Source organism: Metabacillus malikii (assembly GCF_030813355.1).
Taxonomy (GTDB): Bacteria; Bacillota; Bacilli; order Bacillales; family Bacillaceae; genus Metabacillus; species Metabacillus malikii.
Genome location: NZ_JAUSUD010000047.1, coordinates 1 through 16,604 on the forward strand (window position 1 = coordinate 1; position 16,604 = coordinate 16,604).

Sequence of the window (16,604 nt, forward strand, 5' to 3'; positions counted from 1 at the left end):
CTAGTTCTTTCTCGGCGGGAATCCCACCCGCTATATGTTACGACCTAGGCTCGGTCGCTCCAGGAGTCTCGCACTTTAAGCTCCAACAAACCCTTAAAAAGGTTAGTGTAAAAAGCCACAATCTTTTAGAAATGAGCCTTTAGAAAAGAGCATTTTTTTATATGTAACCTCACAGAGGTATAATACGTCTAATAGACGTGAATACTTTGCATTCGTCTACACATATGTATGCCTTATATGCTGAATTACTCCATGAGATGACTCAGCCAAACACGAGTTGAATTGAAATAATCATTAGGAAAAGTTATAGGAGGTTTACCTTTGAAGAAAATAATCGTTAGTTTAATTCTATTAATTATGATAGCAATTCCATCAATAAGCTTTGCTGATGCGGCAGTTGGTGACATCATCATCACACTTGGTGAAGATTTAACCGACCAACAAAAGAAAACTTTATTATCTGAGATGAATGCAACTGAAGAAAACCAAATTATTTACGTGACAAACGAAGAAGAACATAAATATTTAGGGGACTATATTTCAAAAGCAACAATTGGTTCAAAAGCACTTTCCTCGACTAGTATTACTATTGAAAAGTCTGGTTCTGGACTTGAGGTCAATACGAAAAATATAAACTGGGTCACAGATGAAATGTACTTGAATGCTTTGATGACTGCAGGTGTAAAGGATGCAACAATCTATGTAACAGCACCGTTTGAAGTATCAGGAACTGCTGCTTTGACTGGATTAATTAAGGCATATGAAATTTCCTCAGATGAGGCAATCCCTGAAGATGTAAAGCAAGTTGCAAATGAAGAACTGGTTACTACCGCGAAGCTTGGAGATGAAGTTGGGACTGAAAATGCATCTGCGCTTATGGCTAAAATAAAAGATGAAGTTGCCAAAAATGGTATTCCTGAAACAGATGCAGAACTACGTTCATTAATTGAAAAATGTGCAAGTGATTTAGGAATTACATTATCAGAAACTGATTTAAACAACTTAATCGATTTATTTAATAAGATGAGAGATATTAATATTGATTGGAATCAAGTGGGGCAACAGCTTGATAAAGCAAAAGATAAAATCTCAAATTTCCTCAACTCAGAGGAAGGTCAATCTTTCTTACAGAGTATTAAGGAGTTTTTTATCGCACTATGGAATGCGATTATTTCCTTCTTTACAGGCAATGAACAATCAGCGCTTGGGGTACCTGCTAAAGGAAGTACAAGTTTAAATAATGCTACTTTTATTAAAGTAGGGTAATCGTTTATATGAAAAAAGAGGGTAACTCCACATTATGAGTTACCCTCTTTTTATTGCCAATAATTATTGATTAGATACTTTTGATTTTAATGGTAAGTCATTCACTACTAAGTCTTCGAAACTTTCCCGTTTAACAACTAGTTGTGCTTCTCCGTTTTCTACGAAAACTACCGCTGGACGGGGAATACGGTTGTAATTGTTTGCCATTGAATATCCATATGCTCCCGTACAGAAGACAGCTAATATATCATTCGGTTTTACTTCAGGTAAAGGTAAATCCCAAATTAACATATCTCCACTTTCGCAACACTTACCTGCAATTGAAACTGGTTGTTCGTGTTTGTCCGTTACACGATTTGCTAGAACAGCTTCATATTTTGCTTGATAAAGAGCTGGGCGAATATTATCTGTCATCCCTCCATCGATTGCTACGTATTCACGAATATTGGGAACAGTTTTCTTCGATCCAATTGTATAAAGTGTAGTACCTGCATCGCCGACTAGAGAACGACCTGGTTCAATCCATATTTCAGGCATGTTGATATTTAATTCATTCACTTGCTTTTTCACTGCTTCAACTATCTTCTCAACATAGTATGTTGCTGGTAGCGGCTCATCCTCGTCTGTATACCTGATTCCAAAACCTCCGCCTAAGTTAACAACTTCAGGAGTATAAGAGAATTGTAACTTCCACTCTTTTATCTTCTCGAACACTCTTTCAGCTGCAAGGACAAATCCAGCTGTGTCAAATATTTGTGATCCGATGTGACAATGGATACCTAATAAATGAATACCATCTGATTGTAGAACCGAATCAATCGCATCCTCAATTTGTCCATTCAATAAACCGAAGCCGAATTTTGAATCTTCCTGACCTGTCGTAATATAATCATGCGTATGTGCTTCAACACCTGGTGTCACTCGAAGCAATACTGGTATTTTTTTAGAATAATTGTGAGAAAGGTCTTTTAATAGCTCTATTTCATAAAAGTTATCAACTACAATACAGCCAATTTCATGGTCTAGCGCCATTTTTAATTCTGCTACACTTTTATTATTTCCATGAAGGTGAATTCGCGAAGCAGGAAATCCCGATTTAATAGCAGTATATAGTTCTCCCCCAGAAACTACATCCAATGAAAGACCTTCTTCATCAATCAATTGAAACATCGCAATTGATGAGAAGGCTTTGCTTGCATAAGCTACTTGTGCACGAACTCCCATGTTTTCAAAAGCATGCTTAAAGCTTCTTGCGCGTTCTCTTATAAGAGCCACATCATAAACATAAAGAGGTGTCCCAAATTCATTAGCTAAGGCAATAGTATCTACGCCTCCAATTTCTAAATGTCCGTTTTCATTTACTCTACTCGTACCATGTAAGAACAACTGTATCCCCTCTTCCTAGTCTCTTTCTACTATTAAGTAGCTTTTTCTATTATAAATGCAAACAGACAGTTAACACCAGCGGTTATTAACTGTCTGTTATGAAATTCACCATATCAAATTACACATACAATATCATAAAAAAGGGGTCTTTTCAATCATCCATTGACCTAACTTGGTTGTTTTTTCACATTTTGCGGATGGACGATGCTTGGTCTTAATTTTGCCCCTGGTACGGATGTTCTTATAATGATTTGCCATAATGCCTTTGCATTAAATGGGAGAAATGGCCACAAATATGGAGTTTGTAGAGAACGAATTCGCGCCATTAATATAATATAAACTGTACAGCCAATTACAAACCCTTCTAGTTTGAATATAGCAACAGCAATTAATAATATTAATCTAACCATTTTGTTTGCAACTCCGAGCTCATAACTTGGGGTTGCAAAAGTGCCGATTCCTGCAACAGCTACATATAAAATTACTTCTGGAACAAACAAACCAACATCTATAGCGATTTGACCAATTAATGCAGCGGCAATTAAACCCATTGCAGTGGACAGTGATGTTGGCGTATGTATTGCTGCCATCCTCAAGAATTCCAAACCAAAGTCTGCAAGAAAAATTTGAACAACTATTGGAATATTTGATTTTTCAGTTGGACCAATATAATCTATATTGTTTGGTAAAAGTGATGGCTCTAATACAAATAAGAACCATAGTGGTAATAAAAACATTGATGCTAAAATACCAAGAAAACGCACCCACCTTAGAAAGGTACCAATTGACGGTGCTTGACGGTACTCCTCTGCATGTTGCACATGATGGAAAAATGTTGTTGGTGTAATAATAACACTTGGTGATGTATCAACTAATACAAGAACATGACCTTCTAACAAATGATTGGCAGCTACATCGGGTCGTTCAGTGTAGCGTACAAGCGGATATGGATTATAACTTTGTTTCACTAAAAATTCCTCGATTGTTTTGTCTGCCATTGTAATACCATCTATGCTAATCTCTTCTAATTGTTTTTCTATTTTACCTACTAATCCCGGATCTGCCACATCCTCCACATAGGCGATACAAATATCTGTTTTAGATCGTTCACCTATTTGAATTAATTTATACCGTAACCGTTCATCCTTAATTCTTCTCCTAATAAGCCCAGTATTTACAATAATATTTTCAACAAATCCGTCTCTTGCACCACGAACAATTTTTTCAATGTCAGGTTCTTCAGGCTGACGGCCAGGGTAACTACGCACATCTACGATGAACCCTGTTTCCATACCTTCTATTATAAATATAATTAGACCAGCAAGAAGTTGGTCGACGGCTTTATCTAATGTTTTTATTTTTTCTACTGACTGATTAACAATCCGGTTTTCCAATATATCTTTAAATTTATCTTCGTTTACCTTTTCTTTTTCCGTAATAGATGTCAAATTTCTTAATATTTGCGTTATATAATTCGTATCACATAATCCATTAAGGAAGTACATGTCTACTTTATAATCTAAAATTAAGAGCTTTCTAACACCAATATCAAAGCTAGTCCCTAACCCAGCATGTAATTTAAAAAATTCCTCATTTTCTTTTAAATCTTTCTTAATTGGTGTCTCCCTCATCTGCTGTGTTACCATAATATCCACTCCTTTCTAAAATAAGTTGGACTGCTTTTAATGTAATTGGGCATCCTTCTTTGATATTATCTCTTCTAGACATTTTTCCAATATCACCTACTCCTACAACGATTGGTAAGTTTAATTCATCTAGACTATAAACAGTATCACCATTAATTCTGCCAATTTCATGCTCTCTTAGGCCACTCTTGTCAACTCCGTATTCTGTCAATTCACCGAATCGATCAACGCAAATATCTACCTTTGTCCATTCTGTCTGGTGCGACTTAGAAGCAACCGCAACTGCACCTAATACTTCAATATCGCGATGTTTCGCTACATATTTCAATGCCATTTCTCCCCAGCCCTCACCTAACATTCCGCTGTCATCAAACATGACAAAAACAGGGTCATTCTTTGCTTGAAGGATAAGTTGAACGATTTCCTGCCCGGTCAATGTCGTAGGATTACCTTGTGAGCGTGATATTACTCGTCCACCTACTTCGCGTGCAATATATTCAATCGTCCGTGCTGCATATTCGTCTCCATCAGTAACAAGTATGACCTGTCTTCTTGTCAACGTACATCTATCCTTTCGGTTTAAATATTAATGCAATGATGAAAGCAAAGAGAATTGCTGCTGATATACCAGCAGAGGTTAACTCAAATATCCCGATTCCGATTCCGATAAAACCATGTTCTTTCGCTTGATGCATAGCTCCGTGCAATAAAGAGTGCCCAAAACTAGTTATCGGAACCGTAGCCCCTGCCCCTGCAAATTCAATGAGCTTATCATACAGCCCAAAGCCATCTAATATTGCACCAGAAACGACAAATATGCTCATTACATGTGCAGGAGTAAACTTAAATACATCGAGAAGAATTTGACCGACAATACATATAGCTCCACCAATGACAAAAGCCCATACATACTCCATCAATTACCACTCCAATCGCTTCTCTCGAAAACAACTCCGTGTGCAATAGTTGGAATTGTTTCTTTTTGTTGAATCATGACCGGATTTAATAATGCACCTGTTGCAACAATTAAGACTCTATTTAAATTTCCTCTCCTTAATTCATCAAAAATATATCCATATGTTACAACTGCTGAACATGCACACCCACTACCCCCGGCAAACACTTTTTGATCAGGGCGATACACCATTAATCCACAGTCGTTATGATTTTCGTAAACATCATAACCTTCATCATTAAGTAAATCTTTTACTATTGGACTACCTACTCCTGACAAATCACCAGTTAGAATTAAATCATAATCTTCTGGGGTTCTATTTAAATCTTTAAAGTGACTTGCAATTGTCTCAGCAGCAGCTGGAGCCATAGCTGAACCCATATCAAATGGATTGTTAATACCTAGGTCAGCTACACGTCCAATTGTTGCGGCCGTAATACGAATATCACTTTTTTCTTGGCTAATTAGAACGGCTCCAGAACCAGTGACTGTAAATGTTGCTGTATCCGGCTTCTGTCCTCCATACTCGGTCGGGTAACGAAATTGTCGTTCAGCAGTAGCATTATGGCTACTAGTAGCAGCTATTGCGTTTTTTGCATAACCACCGTCTACCAATGCAGAACCAACAGCTAGCGTTTCCATTGATGTTGAACAGGCACCAAACATACATAAAAATGGTATATTCGCTTTACGGGCTACATAGTTTGCCGTTACATTTTGATTTAATAAATCTCCCGCTAATAACAAATCAATTTCATCTGTCGATTTATCCGCTTTTCTTAAGCATTCATCAATTGCTTCTCTCATTAATCTGCGTTCAGCAAGTTCCCAATTGTCTTCACCACAATGTAATTCGTCATGCTTTATATCAAAATATTGACCTAAAGGACCCTCTGACTCTTTAGGGCCAACAGCAGTACCACTTGCTTGCACATAAATCGGATTTTCAAATTGCCATGTTTGTTTTCCTTTAAGCTTCATCCAATTCACCCCATTAAAATGCTAATCCGTAAAAATATCTAATCATGCCGACGACATACGCAGCCACAACACCAAAAACAATAACACTGCCTGCCAGTTTAAACATATTTGTAGCAATACCTAAAACAATACCTTCGCTCCTATGTTCAATAGCAGCACTCGTCATAGAATTAGCGAACCCTGTTATCGGTACCGCTGAACCAGCTCCTGCAAATTGTCCTAGTTTGTCATAAACACCTAACCCTGTTAGTATTGCTGAAATTAGTATTAACGTTCCGGCCGTAGGATTACTTGCATCCTTTACTGAGAAGTGAAAGACGTGAATATAAAAATTTTGTATTGCTTGTCCTAATGTGCAAATTAAACCACCAATGATGAATGCCTTTAAACAATTGAGAAAATAAGCAGGTTTAGGCTGATAATTTTTCACATGCTTTTGGTAATCATCCTTAACTTTTGACTTTGCCATCTTTCTAGCCTCCATTAATGATTTACAAAATAAACCCAATGAAATAGTGAGCCAACAATTTTCCCTAAAACGATTGCCATTAATAAAATTAAAATTTTATCTCCTAATCCAACTCGTTTTGCAAGAATTGGGAATACGTTTAAAACTTCTGTTAGTGCTGCTGCAAGCATTCCCACAAAAACCCCACAAAATAGTCCAATTGGAATCAACCAATATTCTGACTGAAATAGAACCGTGTTTCTAAGGCTCATCCATCCGACGATTACGGTTCCTAAAATAATCGCTAATTCATAAACTTGAATAAATTTATATGTCTTCGTTAATTGAGTTAATCTAGGGATTATTCCTAGTACTGCTAAAAATGCTACATAGCCTGAGCCTACAACAAGACCTCCAGATAAACCGATTATAATAAGGATGAAGCTGTTAATGATCGTCAACTTCGTTAAGGTTCTCCTTGTTTTCGTTTAAGGCTACATATTGGTCTAAATCTAATTGATAATTAAATATCTCCACCTCTAGAGGACTTGGCTCTTCGTTAATTCTTTTCTTAAAAAGATGGTTAAAAAACAAAATCATCCCTAATCCTAAACCGATAGAATATGGAATTTGCAGAAGAAGGGGCTGTTCATTCTCTTCACCTGTGACGATCCGATATATCCGTTGATGTACCTGTTGCATACTTACATCTTCATGAAAATTCATAATCGCCAACCCAGCACCGATAAATAATAAGACCCAAACAACTGATATCAATAATGGTGATAGCTTCTTTTTCTCATATTGAACTTCAACAATAGTTTGTGTTGCACCTATTGTTTGCACATCAATGGAAGGATCAAACCTATGTATTTCCTTTATGACATGCATAACATCAATAACTACCATGTTTTTGTCTTTGGGTTGAATTTTATGAATGGAAATCTCACTAAGTTTGTTTCTCAACTCCTTATTAGTAACGATAAGGGCAATCTTACCGATCGTAATGACATCATATGGTTGGACTTGAATTCGATGACGAAGTCTTATATATACTGTCTTTTCCATCAAAATTCACTTCCTAATCATTTTTTCTCAATGCTTTTCTATTAATTAAGATTATGTTAAATCCGCTTATTAATTAAGGGACGATACCATTCACTGTCAACTGAATATTTGCTAATCAATTCTAAGTGCTTTTGGTCTCCCAAGGATTCTCAAACGGGTTACTAGAAAACATCAATAAACTTTAACATAATCATTAATAAAAATTGCTGAAGAGTTGTTACTATACATGGTTAAAGGTTAAAGTCTTTTAATAAAAATCCTGAAATTTAAATTCATAATCTAACTGTGCGTATATGTAGTATGCATATGTGAATTTTGTCTCATTCAGTTTTTAGCTGGCCAATAATTACCATAGATGAACAAAAAAAAGTTGGCTCCAGTAGAAGCCAACTTTTCATTGATTCATTTTATCTTTCATTTGTTTTAGTATCTTTTTTTCAAGTCGCGATACTTGCACCTGAGAAATGCCTAATCTTTCAGCAACCTCTGACTGTGTTTGGTCCTTGTAATAGCGCAAGTAAACAATTAATCGTTCGCGTTCATCCAGGTCTCGTATCGCATCTTTTAGAACGATTTTATCAAACCATTTCGTTTCTGTGCTATCTGCAATTTGATCTAACAATGTAATCGGGTCACCATCATTCTCGTACACCGTTTCATGAATCGATGACGGTGCTCTTACCGCCTCTTGAGCAAGAACTACATCTTCAGGAGAGATATCCAGATAATCAGCAATTTCTGCAACAGTCGGTACTTTCCCCATCGTTTTAGACAGTTCATCACGAGCTCTGCGAATTTTATTTCCCAGTTCTTTTAATGAACGGCTTACTTTAACAGTTCCATCATCTCTTATAAAGCGTTGAATTTCTCCAATTATCATTGGTACAGCATAAGTAGAGAAGCGGACATCATAGGATAAATCAAACTTATCAACAGATTTTAATAACCCTATACTACCTATTTGAAATAAATCATCTGGCTCGTAACCACGATTTAAGAATCGCTGAACAACTGACCATACAAGCCTCATATTTTTTTGGATAATTAAATCACGTGCACTTTGGTCCCCTTCTTGACTGCGACGAATTAATTCCTTCACTTCATGATCTTTTAACTGTGTTTTCGAATTATCGTTCTTGACCTCCACATCCATAGCATGTCTCCTCTAATTGCACAAAGCTTTACTTTTAGTTAAATGTTTTGTCAGTCTTATCGTCGTCCCTCTTGATTGCAATGATTCGATCTGTATTTCATCCATGAAATTTTCCATAATTGTAAAACCCATCCCCGATCTTTCTAATTCAGGCTTTGTGGTGTAAAGTGGTTGTCTTGCTTCATCAATATCGAGTATACCCATCCCTTCATCTCGAATTGTTAAGTGTACAACCCCGTCCTCTAAAGTAACTGAAATATATACGATACCTGTTGGGTCATTTTCATATCCGTGAATAATAGCGTTTGTCACCGCTTCTGAAACAACTGTTTTTATTTCCGTTAATTCATCCATTGTAGGGTCCAATTGTGCAATAAATGCAGCAACCGTTACCCTTGCAAAAGATTCATTTTGGCTTAATGCTGAGAACTGGAGGTTCATTTCATTTCTCATGATGCCACCCCCAATGTTTGTAATGCTTTATGTTCATCAGCTTCCAAACGAATGATCTTAAATAAACCTGACATATCAAATAAACGTTTAACTGCTGGTGAAATAGCACAAACGACCATTTCTCCATTAGCTGCCTTTATTTGCTTATATCTTCCTAATATGACTCCAAGTCCAGAACTATCCATAAATGATAGCTGTTCTAAATTTAAAACAATATGATTAATCTTCGTCGCAGCAAGTTTCTCCGTAACTTGCGTGCGTAATTCCTCTGCTGTATGGTGATCAAGCTCACCAGATAATCTAATACAAAGTACAGATTCTTTTACATCAAGCTCAATTGCTAGACTCAAGGTTTTACCCCTCCTTAATTTCTGGATAAAGAGTCTTTCTCGCTTTGAACTTTATTTTCCTGCTTGATGACAAAACTAGTGGTAATTCGTCATCTTTAGCTAGATTTTGTAAAATCACCCATTACCCGTTTAAACATATTCCACCAACTTGCTTCAGGTATATTCTTTTCTGCTAGTAATTTGCTTTCGGTTATTAATTTACCATCTTTCTTCAGCTGAAGGACTCCAAGTTCCTGTCCTTTCTTAATTGGTGCTTGTATATCTTTTTTCAATACAATTTCCTGTGCAACATCATCAATATTCTCTCCCTTTTTAGTTAAGACGGAAATCGGCTCAGATGTTACCAAGTTGGCTTCCTTTTGTTGGCCTTTACTTACCTTTAGTGATGTTAGTACTTCATCTTTTTTAAATAATGGATGTGTTTGATATTGACTAAATGCGTAGTCAAGCATTTTTGTTACTTGTGAATTTCTCTCTTTCGGTGTATCTGCTCCAAATACTACAGCAATTACACGCATATTATCTTTTTTTGCCGTAGCTGTTAAGCAATATTTCGCTTCATTTGTAAAACCTGTCTTAACACCGTCTACACCAGGGTAAAATTTCACTAGACGATTTGTATTCACAAGCCAAAACTTTTTATCTGTATTTTCTCGTAAATAATCCTCATACTTACCTGTAAACTTCGTAATTTCCTCATATTTCAATAACTCCTTGGCCATTAACGCCATATCATGAGCGGAACTATAGTGTCCATCTTCAGGTAGTCCTGTCGGATTTTTAAAATGTGTATTTTTTAAACCCAATTCTTTTACTTTCTTATTCATCATGTTCACAAACTGTTCTGTTGAACCAGCGATTTTTTCTGCCATTGCTACTGATGCATCATTACCTGAACCAATTGCAATGCCTTTCAACATTTGTTCTACTGACATTTCTTCTCCAGGTTCAAGGAAGATTTGTGAACCACCCATCGAAGCAGCATATTCACTTGTACGAACCATTTCATCCCATTTAATATGACCACTTTCGAGTGCTTCCATAATTAATAGCATTGTCATAATTTTTGTCATACTTGCTGGGGGCAGCTTCTCATCACTGTTTTTATCGTATAAAACCATTCCTGTATCACGTTCTATTAATACAGCTGATTTTGCTTTATCTGCAAGTTCGACAGTCGTGGATTCTTTGGCATAAGCCATTGGAGTAGTAAAAACTAGTATTGTAATAAGCATTAAACATGAAAATATCCGTTTCATTTCATAAGCCCTCCATTCTTTATACAACCATTTTTTCCAACTGGAGGGAAAATATACAAATGTTATGGAATATTATTATTTCGTGTAATTTAAATCTAATCCGAAATTACGATTTAGATTAAAAATAGGTGCGAGATTTTTTGGAGAGTGTGGCAACATATGTTGTTCTTCTAGAAGAGGAGTTTTAAAAGCGACAAGTACTTTACGAAAAGCTGTAAAACACGAAAAAGCGAATTCAAAGAATCCGCTTTTTCTCAATCGATTGTTGCATAAATTAATGTTGGTGCAGGTACACTGGTGGATGAAAGTACTATACTTTCATATAATTTCTGTTTTACACTTTCAACTTGTTCAGAATTACTGTGTATTGTTACTAACGATTCACCTTTTGTTACGCCATCACCAATTTTTTTATTTAATACAAGACCTACAGCTAAATCAATGGTCGATTCTTTCGTCGCACGACCAGCTCCTAATAACATTGCAGCTGTTCCAACAGAATCTGCAATAATTTCTGCTACATATCCATCTTCTTGTGCTTCCAATTCAAATGTGTAGGTGGCTTTCGGTAATTTATCAGGGTTATCTACAACAGTGCTATCACCACCCTGTGCCTCAAGAAACACTTTTAAAGTTTCAATCGCTTTACCGTTATGCATTACTTCTATCAATTTCGAACGAGCTTCATCTAAGGAGTCTGCTTTTTCTGCTAGAAGCACCATATAGCTACCAAGTGTTAAGCATAGCTCCTCTAAATCCTTTGGACCTTTACCATTTAGTGTATCAATAGCTTCCTTAACCTCTAAAGCATTTCCAATTGCATAACCTAAAGGCTGACTCATGTCAGAAATAATCGCCATCGTTCTCCGTCCTACTTGGTTGCCGATGTCGACCATTGCTTTTGCTAAATCCTTTGAATCATTTAAATCTTTCATAAATGCGCCTGCACCTGTTTTGACATCAAGTACAATTGCATCAGCACCTGCTGCAATTTTCTTACTCATAATTGAACTAGCAATGAGTGGGATACTATCTACAGTTGCTGTTACATCACGTAGAGCATATAGTTTTTTATCTGCCGGTGTCAGATTACCACTTTGTCCGACTACAGCTAGTTTATTTTTATTGACGAGTTCAATGAATTGTTTCGATTCTATTTCTACATGAAAACCTGGTATCGCTTCAAGTTTATCAATGGTCCCACCAGTATGACCTAATCCTCGGCCAGACATTTTTGCTACAGGTACTCCAACAGAAGCTACTAATGGCCCTAATACAAGTGTTGTTGTATCGCCAACTCCTCCTGTACTATGCTTATCAACCTTTATTCCTTCGATTGCTTTTAGGTCGATCGTATCTCCTGATTCCACCATAGCCATTGTTAATTCAGCGCGTTCAGCATCTGTCATCCCTTGAAAGTAGATGGCCATCATCAATGCACTCATTTGATAATCAGGGATTTCTCCATTCGTATAACCTTTTATCAAGTACTGTATTTCTTGTTTTGTTAGCTCCTTGCCGTTTCTTTTCTTCTCGATTAAGTCAACCATTCTCATTATTCATCATCACCCCAGCCTATTAAATTGATGTATGTATATTTGAAACGATGGTTTTAACTAAATTTAAAAAATTCATTTTTACTCTTTCTGTTGTTTCAATTACTTCTTCATGTGACAAAGGCTGGTCTAATATCCCCGCAGCCATATTTGATATACACGAGATGCCTAAAACGTTTAATCCGGTATGTCTGGCGACAATGACTTCAGGTACAGTTGACATTCCTACTGCATCTCCACCTAATATGCGTAATGCACGTACTTCTGCTGGTGTTTCATAAGAAGGCCCACTATTGCCAACATAAACACCTTCTTGTAATTTAATATTCAAATCACCTGCTACACGTATAGCAAGAGTTCTTAAATCTTTGTTATAGGCTTCGGACATATCAGGGAAACGAACACCTAAACGCTCGTCATTTCGCCCTATTAATGGGTTAGTTCCCATGTTATTAATATGGTCTCTTATCAACATTAAATCTCCGGCTTCGAAATTTTCATTAATACCACCAGCAGCATTCGTGACAATCAACGTCTCAATTCCAAGTTCTTTCATAACCCTTACCGGAAATGTCACTTCCTTTAAAGAATAGCCTTCATAATAATGAAATCTACCTTGCATCGCAACTACATTAACTCCTTGTAAAGAGCCAATTACTAATTGACCAGCATGACCTTCAACTGTTGATATTGGAAAATTAGGAATACTTTCATATGGAATTTTAACAGGAGATTCTATTTCATCTGCTAGAACTCCAAGGCCAGAACCCAAAATTAATCCAATTGTTGGCTTTTCGGAATATTTGTTTGATATTAAACTTGCCGCTTCTTTTATTTGCTCATAGCTCATCATAAGCCCTCCTGTTCTATCTCTAATAAAAAGCTTTTTCCATGTTCAGGTTTATTCACATTGAAATTTTCTGCAATTGTTGCAGCAATATCTGCAAATGTATTTCTAATTGGCAATTCTTCCCCTGATGTAAACCTTGGACTATATATTAATAAAGGTACGTATTCTCTCGTATGATCAGTGCCATGATGTACAGGGTCATTACCATGATCTGCAGTAATAATTAAAAGGTCTTCATCTGTTAGTTTTTCAAAAACCTCTGTTAACCTCATATCATATTCTTCAAGGGCTTTACCATAACCTATCGGGTCTCTTCTATGTCCATATAAAGCATCAAAATCAACTAAATTCAGAAAACTTAGACCGGTAAAATCCATTTCTAAAGTTTCGATTAATTTATCCATTCCATCCATATTTGATTTTGTACGGAAAGATTTCGTAATTCCTTCACCATCGTAAATATCTGCTATTTTACCTATTGATATAACATCAAAACCGCTATCTGCTAATTCATTCATTGTTGTTCTACCAAAGGGTTTTAAAGCATAGTCATGCCTGTTAGCAGTACGAGTGAAATTTCCTGGCTTACCGATGAATGGACGAGCAATAACTCTCCCAACCATATATTTTTCATCTAATGTTAGCTCGCGGGCAATTTCACATATTTTATATAATTCCTCAAGGGGAACAACTTCTTCGTGTGCGGCGATTTGTAATACTGAGTCTGCAGATGTATACACAATTAAATTTCCTGTATCTACATGCTCTTCACCAAGCTCAACTAATATTTCTGTTCCAGATGCTGGCTTATTACCTATAATCTTGCGACCTGTTTTTTGTTCAAGCTCACTTATTAACTCTGCTGGAAACCCTTCTGGGAACACTTTAAAAGGCTGTTCAATATGAAGACCCATAATCTCCCAATGACCTGTCATCGTATCTTTTCCATTAGATGCTTCCTGCATTTTTGTAAAATAAGCTAGCGGACGCTCTTGTTCTGGTATACCTTTAATCACTCTTATATTACTAAGACCTAGCTTAGCCATATTCGGCATGTTTAGACCACCCATTTGCTCAGCTATATGCCCCAAAGTATCCGAACCGATATCATCAAATTTCGCTGCATCTGGTGCTTCACCAATTCCAACTGAATCCATTACAATTAAAAATACACGTTTATACTTCTGGTTTGACATCCATTTACCTCCCATTACTCACATTTCCATCTATTCTTTACATAATGTTTTACATTCAATCGATTAAAAAACCTTTCAACATGTTAGATATTTAACAACTTTAAATTATTATACCCTCCTAATATTTCCATTGCCAACTATGATGTACTATAGTTTTCATAATACTAGCAACATTATTAGTTTTTTCGTAAATTAGACTCTTTCACCCCAGTACTGTAGTCCTGTATAATAGTTGGAATGTCTTCATTTGTTGCACAAATTCCCAAAAAATAAGTACAGAAATACTATTTTAAAAATAGAAACATATTTGCAAAAATCAAAAAACTAACGACCTTTATGTTAGGTAGTTAGTTTTTATTTTATTCCATATTATAGATGAGTCCATTGTAAAATTTATGCCCTCGGATGAAATTGATTATATACATCTTTAAGCCTTGTCTTCGTAACGTGTGTATAAATTTGAGTTGTTGATATATCGGCATGTCCCAACATTTCTTGCACGGCCCTTAAATCAGCACCATTTTCTAGTAAATGAGTAGCAAATGAATGTCGTAATGTATGTGGTGTTAGCTCCTTCTTTACATTAGCTTCTAAGGCGATTTTCTTTAAGTTCTTCCAAAATCCTTGTCTTGATATTCGTTTGCCATGATGATTTACAAATAACGCATCAGTTGGAGCCTTTCCTTTAATCAGTGCTGCTCTCCCTTTTTCTAAATAGGTCGTCAACACTTCTGAAGCAGTACGTCCAATTGGAATAATCCGTTCCTTATTTCCTTTTCCATAACAACGGATAAACCCCATTGTAAGATGAATATCTGCTACATTTAAATGAATCATCTCACTAACACGTATTCCAGTTGCATAAAGTAGCTCTAACATCGCTTTATCTCTATAACCGAATGGAGAAGTCAATTTTGGGGTTTCTAACAACCGTTCAACCTCATCTAAGGTAAGAATCTTCGGTAATTTTCGTTCTAATTGTGGTGATTCGATTAAAACTGTAGGATCTTGATCAGCCTGTTTTTCTCTTAATAGAAACTGATGAAATGAACGAATAGATGCAGTGTGTCTTGCGATTGTTTTACTAGACTTTCCTGCTTCTTTTAAAGACTTTAAAAATTGGATAATATGTAATCTCGTAACTATGTTAAATGAATCAATTTGATGAGAATTGATTAAATAATTCATATAGCTTTTTAAATCTCGCTCATAAGATATGATTGTATTATTTGATAAGCCACGTTCAACGATTAAATAGTGAATAAAATCTTTAATTTGATCCTTCAATACAAACTACTCCCCATTATCATAAAAAAACATTAAACGATTAAACCAATTTTCCTTTTCATTTTCCACCATATTTGTCACCTTTAATGCCGCGCCTTCTGGTTGATCATAACGGTGTAATTCTTGATACTCTAAGTTCACCCACATAATAGCATAATAGAATAGAATCGTAAATCCAGTGAACAAAATAAAAATTTTCAGCATATCTCTAACTGTTCTAAACCAACGAATCATATAAATCCCCACTTTTCACATATAAAGTTATGTAATGGTATAATTGTCAGGAAGGATCAAACTAGTATCATTAGAAGATATGCCAAAACGGACAAACTTTATACATGTTTTTTATAAAAGGCTGTTTTCGTAGACATTGTTGCTTTATACATAGTTACCTTTTTGGGTTGGTCTCCTCTTGAAGTACTCGCTTTCCGTGGGGTGGGTGGTGAGCCTCATAGCTCCTTGCGGCTACCCGTTATCAAACTTCAGGTCATCTCCCTACGGTAAGTCATCATCGATTCGCCATTCGGCTCATCGTGATTTCTTTGGTCTTAGTCGATGCCCGTCTCTAGTTTGTACGTCGATGGGCAAGCCGCCTACACTTTTCGTACTCCTCAGCGTCAACGCCTGCTCACGTCCCACCTCTCCCACGCATCCCGGTCGAGTAAGTGGGAACACAAATCCAGTCTTTTTTGTATTTGTGCCTCACTCCTCACAGAACCGTGCGTGCAGTATTACCGCACACGGCTCTTC

Annotated in this window: 18 protein-coding genes; 1 reads left to right on the forward strand and 17 read right to left on the reverse strand. The window is 36.4% G+C overall.

What is annotated here, in order from left to right:
* Window positions 1-357 precede the first annotated feature (357 nt).
* Window positions 358-1,266 carry a DUF1002 domain-containing protein gene (locus tag J2S19_RS23100; RefSeq protein ID WP_307347150.1) on the forward strand — a complete coding sequence of 303 codons (909 nt, stop codon included), beginning with the start codon at window positions 358-360 and terminating at the stop codon, window positions 1,264-1,266.
* Window positions 1,267-1,329: 63 nt separating this feature from the next.
* Here J2S19_RS23100 and lysA read toward each other — a convergent pair whose 3' ends face one another.
* From lysA to J2S19_RS23185, 17 genes are all read right to left on the reverse strand, one after another.
* The gene (gene lysA, locus J2S19_RS23105) at window positions 1,330-2,652 is read right to left on the reverse strand and encodes a diaminopimelate decarboxylase (protein WP_307347101.1); all 1,323 of its coding nucleotides are present in this window, start codon (window positions 2,650-2,652) and stop codon (window positions 1,330-1,332) included.
* A gap of 167 nt (window positions 2,653-2,819) precedes the next feature.
* The gene (locus tag J2S19_RS23110; RefSeq protein ID WP_307347104.1) at window positions 2,820-4,298 is read right to left on the reverse strand and encodes a spore germination protein; all 1,479 of its coding nucleotides are present in this window, start codon (window positions 4,296-4,298) and stop codon (window positions 2,820-2,822) included.
* Complete coding sequence (gene spoVAEA, locus J2S19_RS23115; protein ID WP_307347107.1) at window positions 4,264-4,857, reverse strand: stage V sporulation protein SpoVABEA; 594 nt, start codon at window positions 4,855-4,857, stop codon at window positions 4,264-4,266. Before spoVAEA ends, J2S19_RS23110 begins: the two co-directional genes overlap by 35 nt.
* Window positions 4,858-4,864: 7 nt before the next feature.
* A complete protein-coding gene (spoVAE, locus tag J2S19_RS23120) occupies window positions 4,865-5,215 on the reverse strand; it encodes a stage V sporulation protein AE (RefSeq protein ID WP_307347110.1) in 351 nt (116 codons plus the stop codon).
* Window positions 5,215-6,234: a stage V sporulation protein AD gene (gene spoVAD / locus J2S19_RS23125; RefSeq protein ID WP_307347114.1), complete on the reverse strand. Its 1,020-nt coding sequence runs from the start codon at window positions 6,232-6,234 to the stop codon at window positions 5,215-5,217. The genes spoVAE and spoVAD overlap by 1 nt, the downstream gene beginning before the upstream one ends.
* Window positions 6,235-6,247: 13 nt before the next feature.
* Window positions 6,248-6,703 (reverse strand): stage V sporulation protein AC, encoded by a 456-nt coding sequence (gene spoVAC / locus J2S19_RS23130; RefSeq protein WP_307347117.1) that lies wholly within the window; start codon window positions 6,701-6,703, stop codon window positions 6,248-6,250.
* Between the two features lie 14 nt (window positions 6,704-6,717).
* The gene (locus J2S19_RS23135; RefSeq protein WP_307347119.1) at window positions 6,718-7,143 is read right to left on the reverse strand and encodes a stage V sporulation protein AB; all 426 of its coding nucleotides are present in this window, start codon (window positions 7,141-7,143) and stop codon (window positions 6,718-6,720) included.
* On the reverse strand, window positions 7,130-7,750 hold the full coding sequence (locus J2S19_RS23140; RefSeq protein ID WP_307347121.1) for a stage V sporulation protein AA: 621 nt from the start codon (window positions 7,748-7,750) through the stop codon (window positions 7,130-7,132). Before J2S19_RS23140 ends, J2S19_RS23135 begins: the two co-directional genes overlap by 14 nt.
* Window positions 7,751-8,144: 394 nt before the next feature.
* Window positions 8,145-8,903 carry an RNA polymerase sporulation sigma factor SigF gene (gene sigF, locus J2S19_RS23145; RefSeq protein ID WP_307347123.1) on the reverse strand — a complete coding sequence of 253 codons (759 nt, stop codon included), beginning with the start codon at window positions 8,901-8,903 and terminating at the stop codon, window positions 8,145-8,147.
* 12 nt (window positions 8,904-8,915) lie between these two features.
* A complete protein-coding gene (gene spoIIAB, locus J2S19_RS23150; RefSeq protein ID WP_307347127.1) occupies window positions 8,916-9,356 on the reverse strand; it encodes an anti-sigma F factor in 441 nt (146 codons plus the stop codon).
* The gene (gene spoIIAA, locus J2S19_RS23155; protein WP_307347130.1) at window positions 9,353-9,706 is read right to left on the reverse strand and encodes an anti-sigma F factor antagonist; all 354 of its coding nucleotides are present in this window, start codon (window positions 9,704-9,706) and stop codon (window positions 9,353-9,355) included. The genes spoIIAB and spoIIAA overlap by 4 nt, the downstream gene beginning before the upstream one ends.
* A gap of 95 nt (window positions 9,707-9,801) precedes the next feature.
* On the reverse strand, window positions 9,802-10,965 hold the full coding sequence (locus J2S19_RS23160) for a D-alanyl-D-alanine carboxypeptidase family protein (protein WP_307347132.1): 1,164 nt from the start codon (window positions 10,963-10,965) through the stop codon (window positions 9,802-9,804).
* Window positions 10,966-11,219: 254 nt separating this feature from the next.
* Window positions 11,220-12,521, reverse strand: coding sequence for a pyrimidine-nucleoside phosphorylase (locus J2S19_RS23165; RefSeq protein WP_307347135.1), 1,302 nt, complete (start codon window positions 12,519-12,521; stop codon window positions 11,220-11,222).
* Between the two features lie 22 nt (window positions 12,522-12,543).
* Window positions 12,544-13,371 carry a purine-nucleoside phosphorylase gene (locus tag J2S19_RS23170; RefSeq protein WP_307347139.1) on the reverse strand — a complete coding sequence of 276 codons (828 nt, stop codon included), beginning with the start codon at window positions 13,369-13,371 and terminating at the stop codon, window positions 12,544-12,546.
* Window positions 13,371-14,567 (reverse strand): phosphopentomutase, encoded by a 1,197-nt coding sequence (gene deoB / locus J2S19_RS23175; RefSeq protein WP_307347142.1) that lies wholly within the window; start codon window positions 14,565-14,567, stop codon window positions 13,371-13,373. The genes J2S19_RS23170 and deoB overlap by 1 nt, the downstream gene beginning before the upstream one ends.
* A 393-nt stretch (window positions 14,568-14,960) precedes the next feature.
* Window positions 14,961-15,854, reverse strand: coding sequence for a site-specific tyrosine recombinase XerD (gene xerD, locus J2S19_RS23180; protein ID WP_307347144.1), 894 nt, complete (start codon window positions 15,852-15,854; stop codon window positions 14,961-14,963).
* A gap of 6 nt (window positions 15,855-15,860) precedes the next feature.
* Window positions 15,861-16,088, reverse strand: a complete 228-nt coding sequence (locus J2S19_RS23185; protein ID WP_307347147.1) for a YqzK family protein — start codon at window positions 16,086-16,088, stop codon at window positions 15,861-15,863.
* Between the last annotated feature and the right edge of the window lie 516 nt (window positions 16,089-16,604).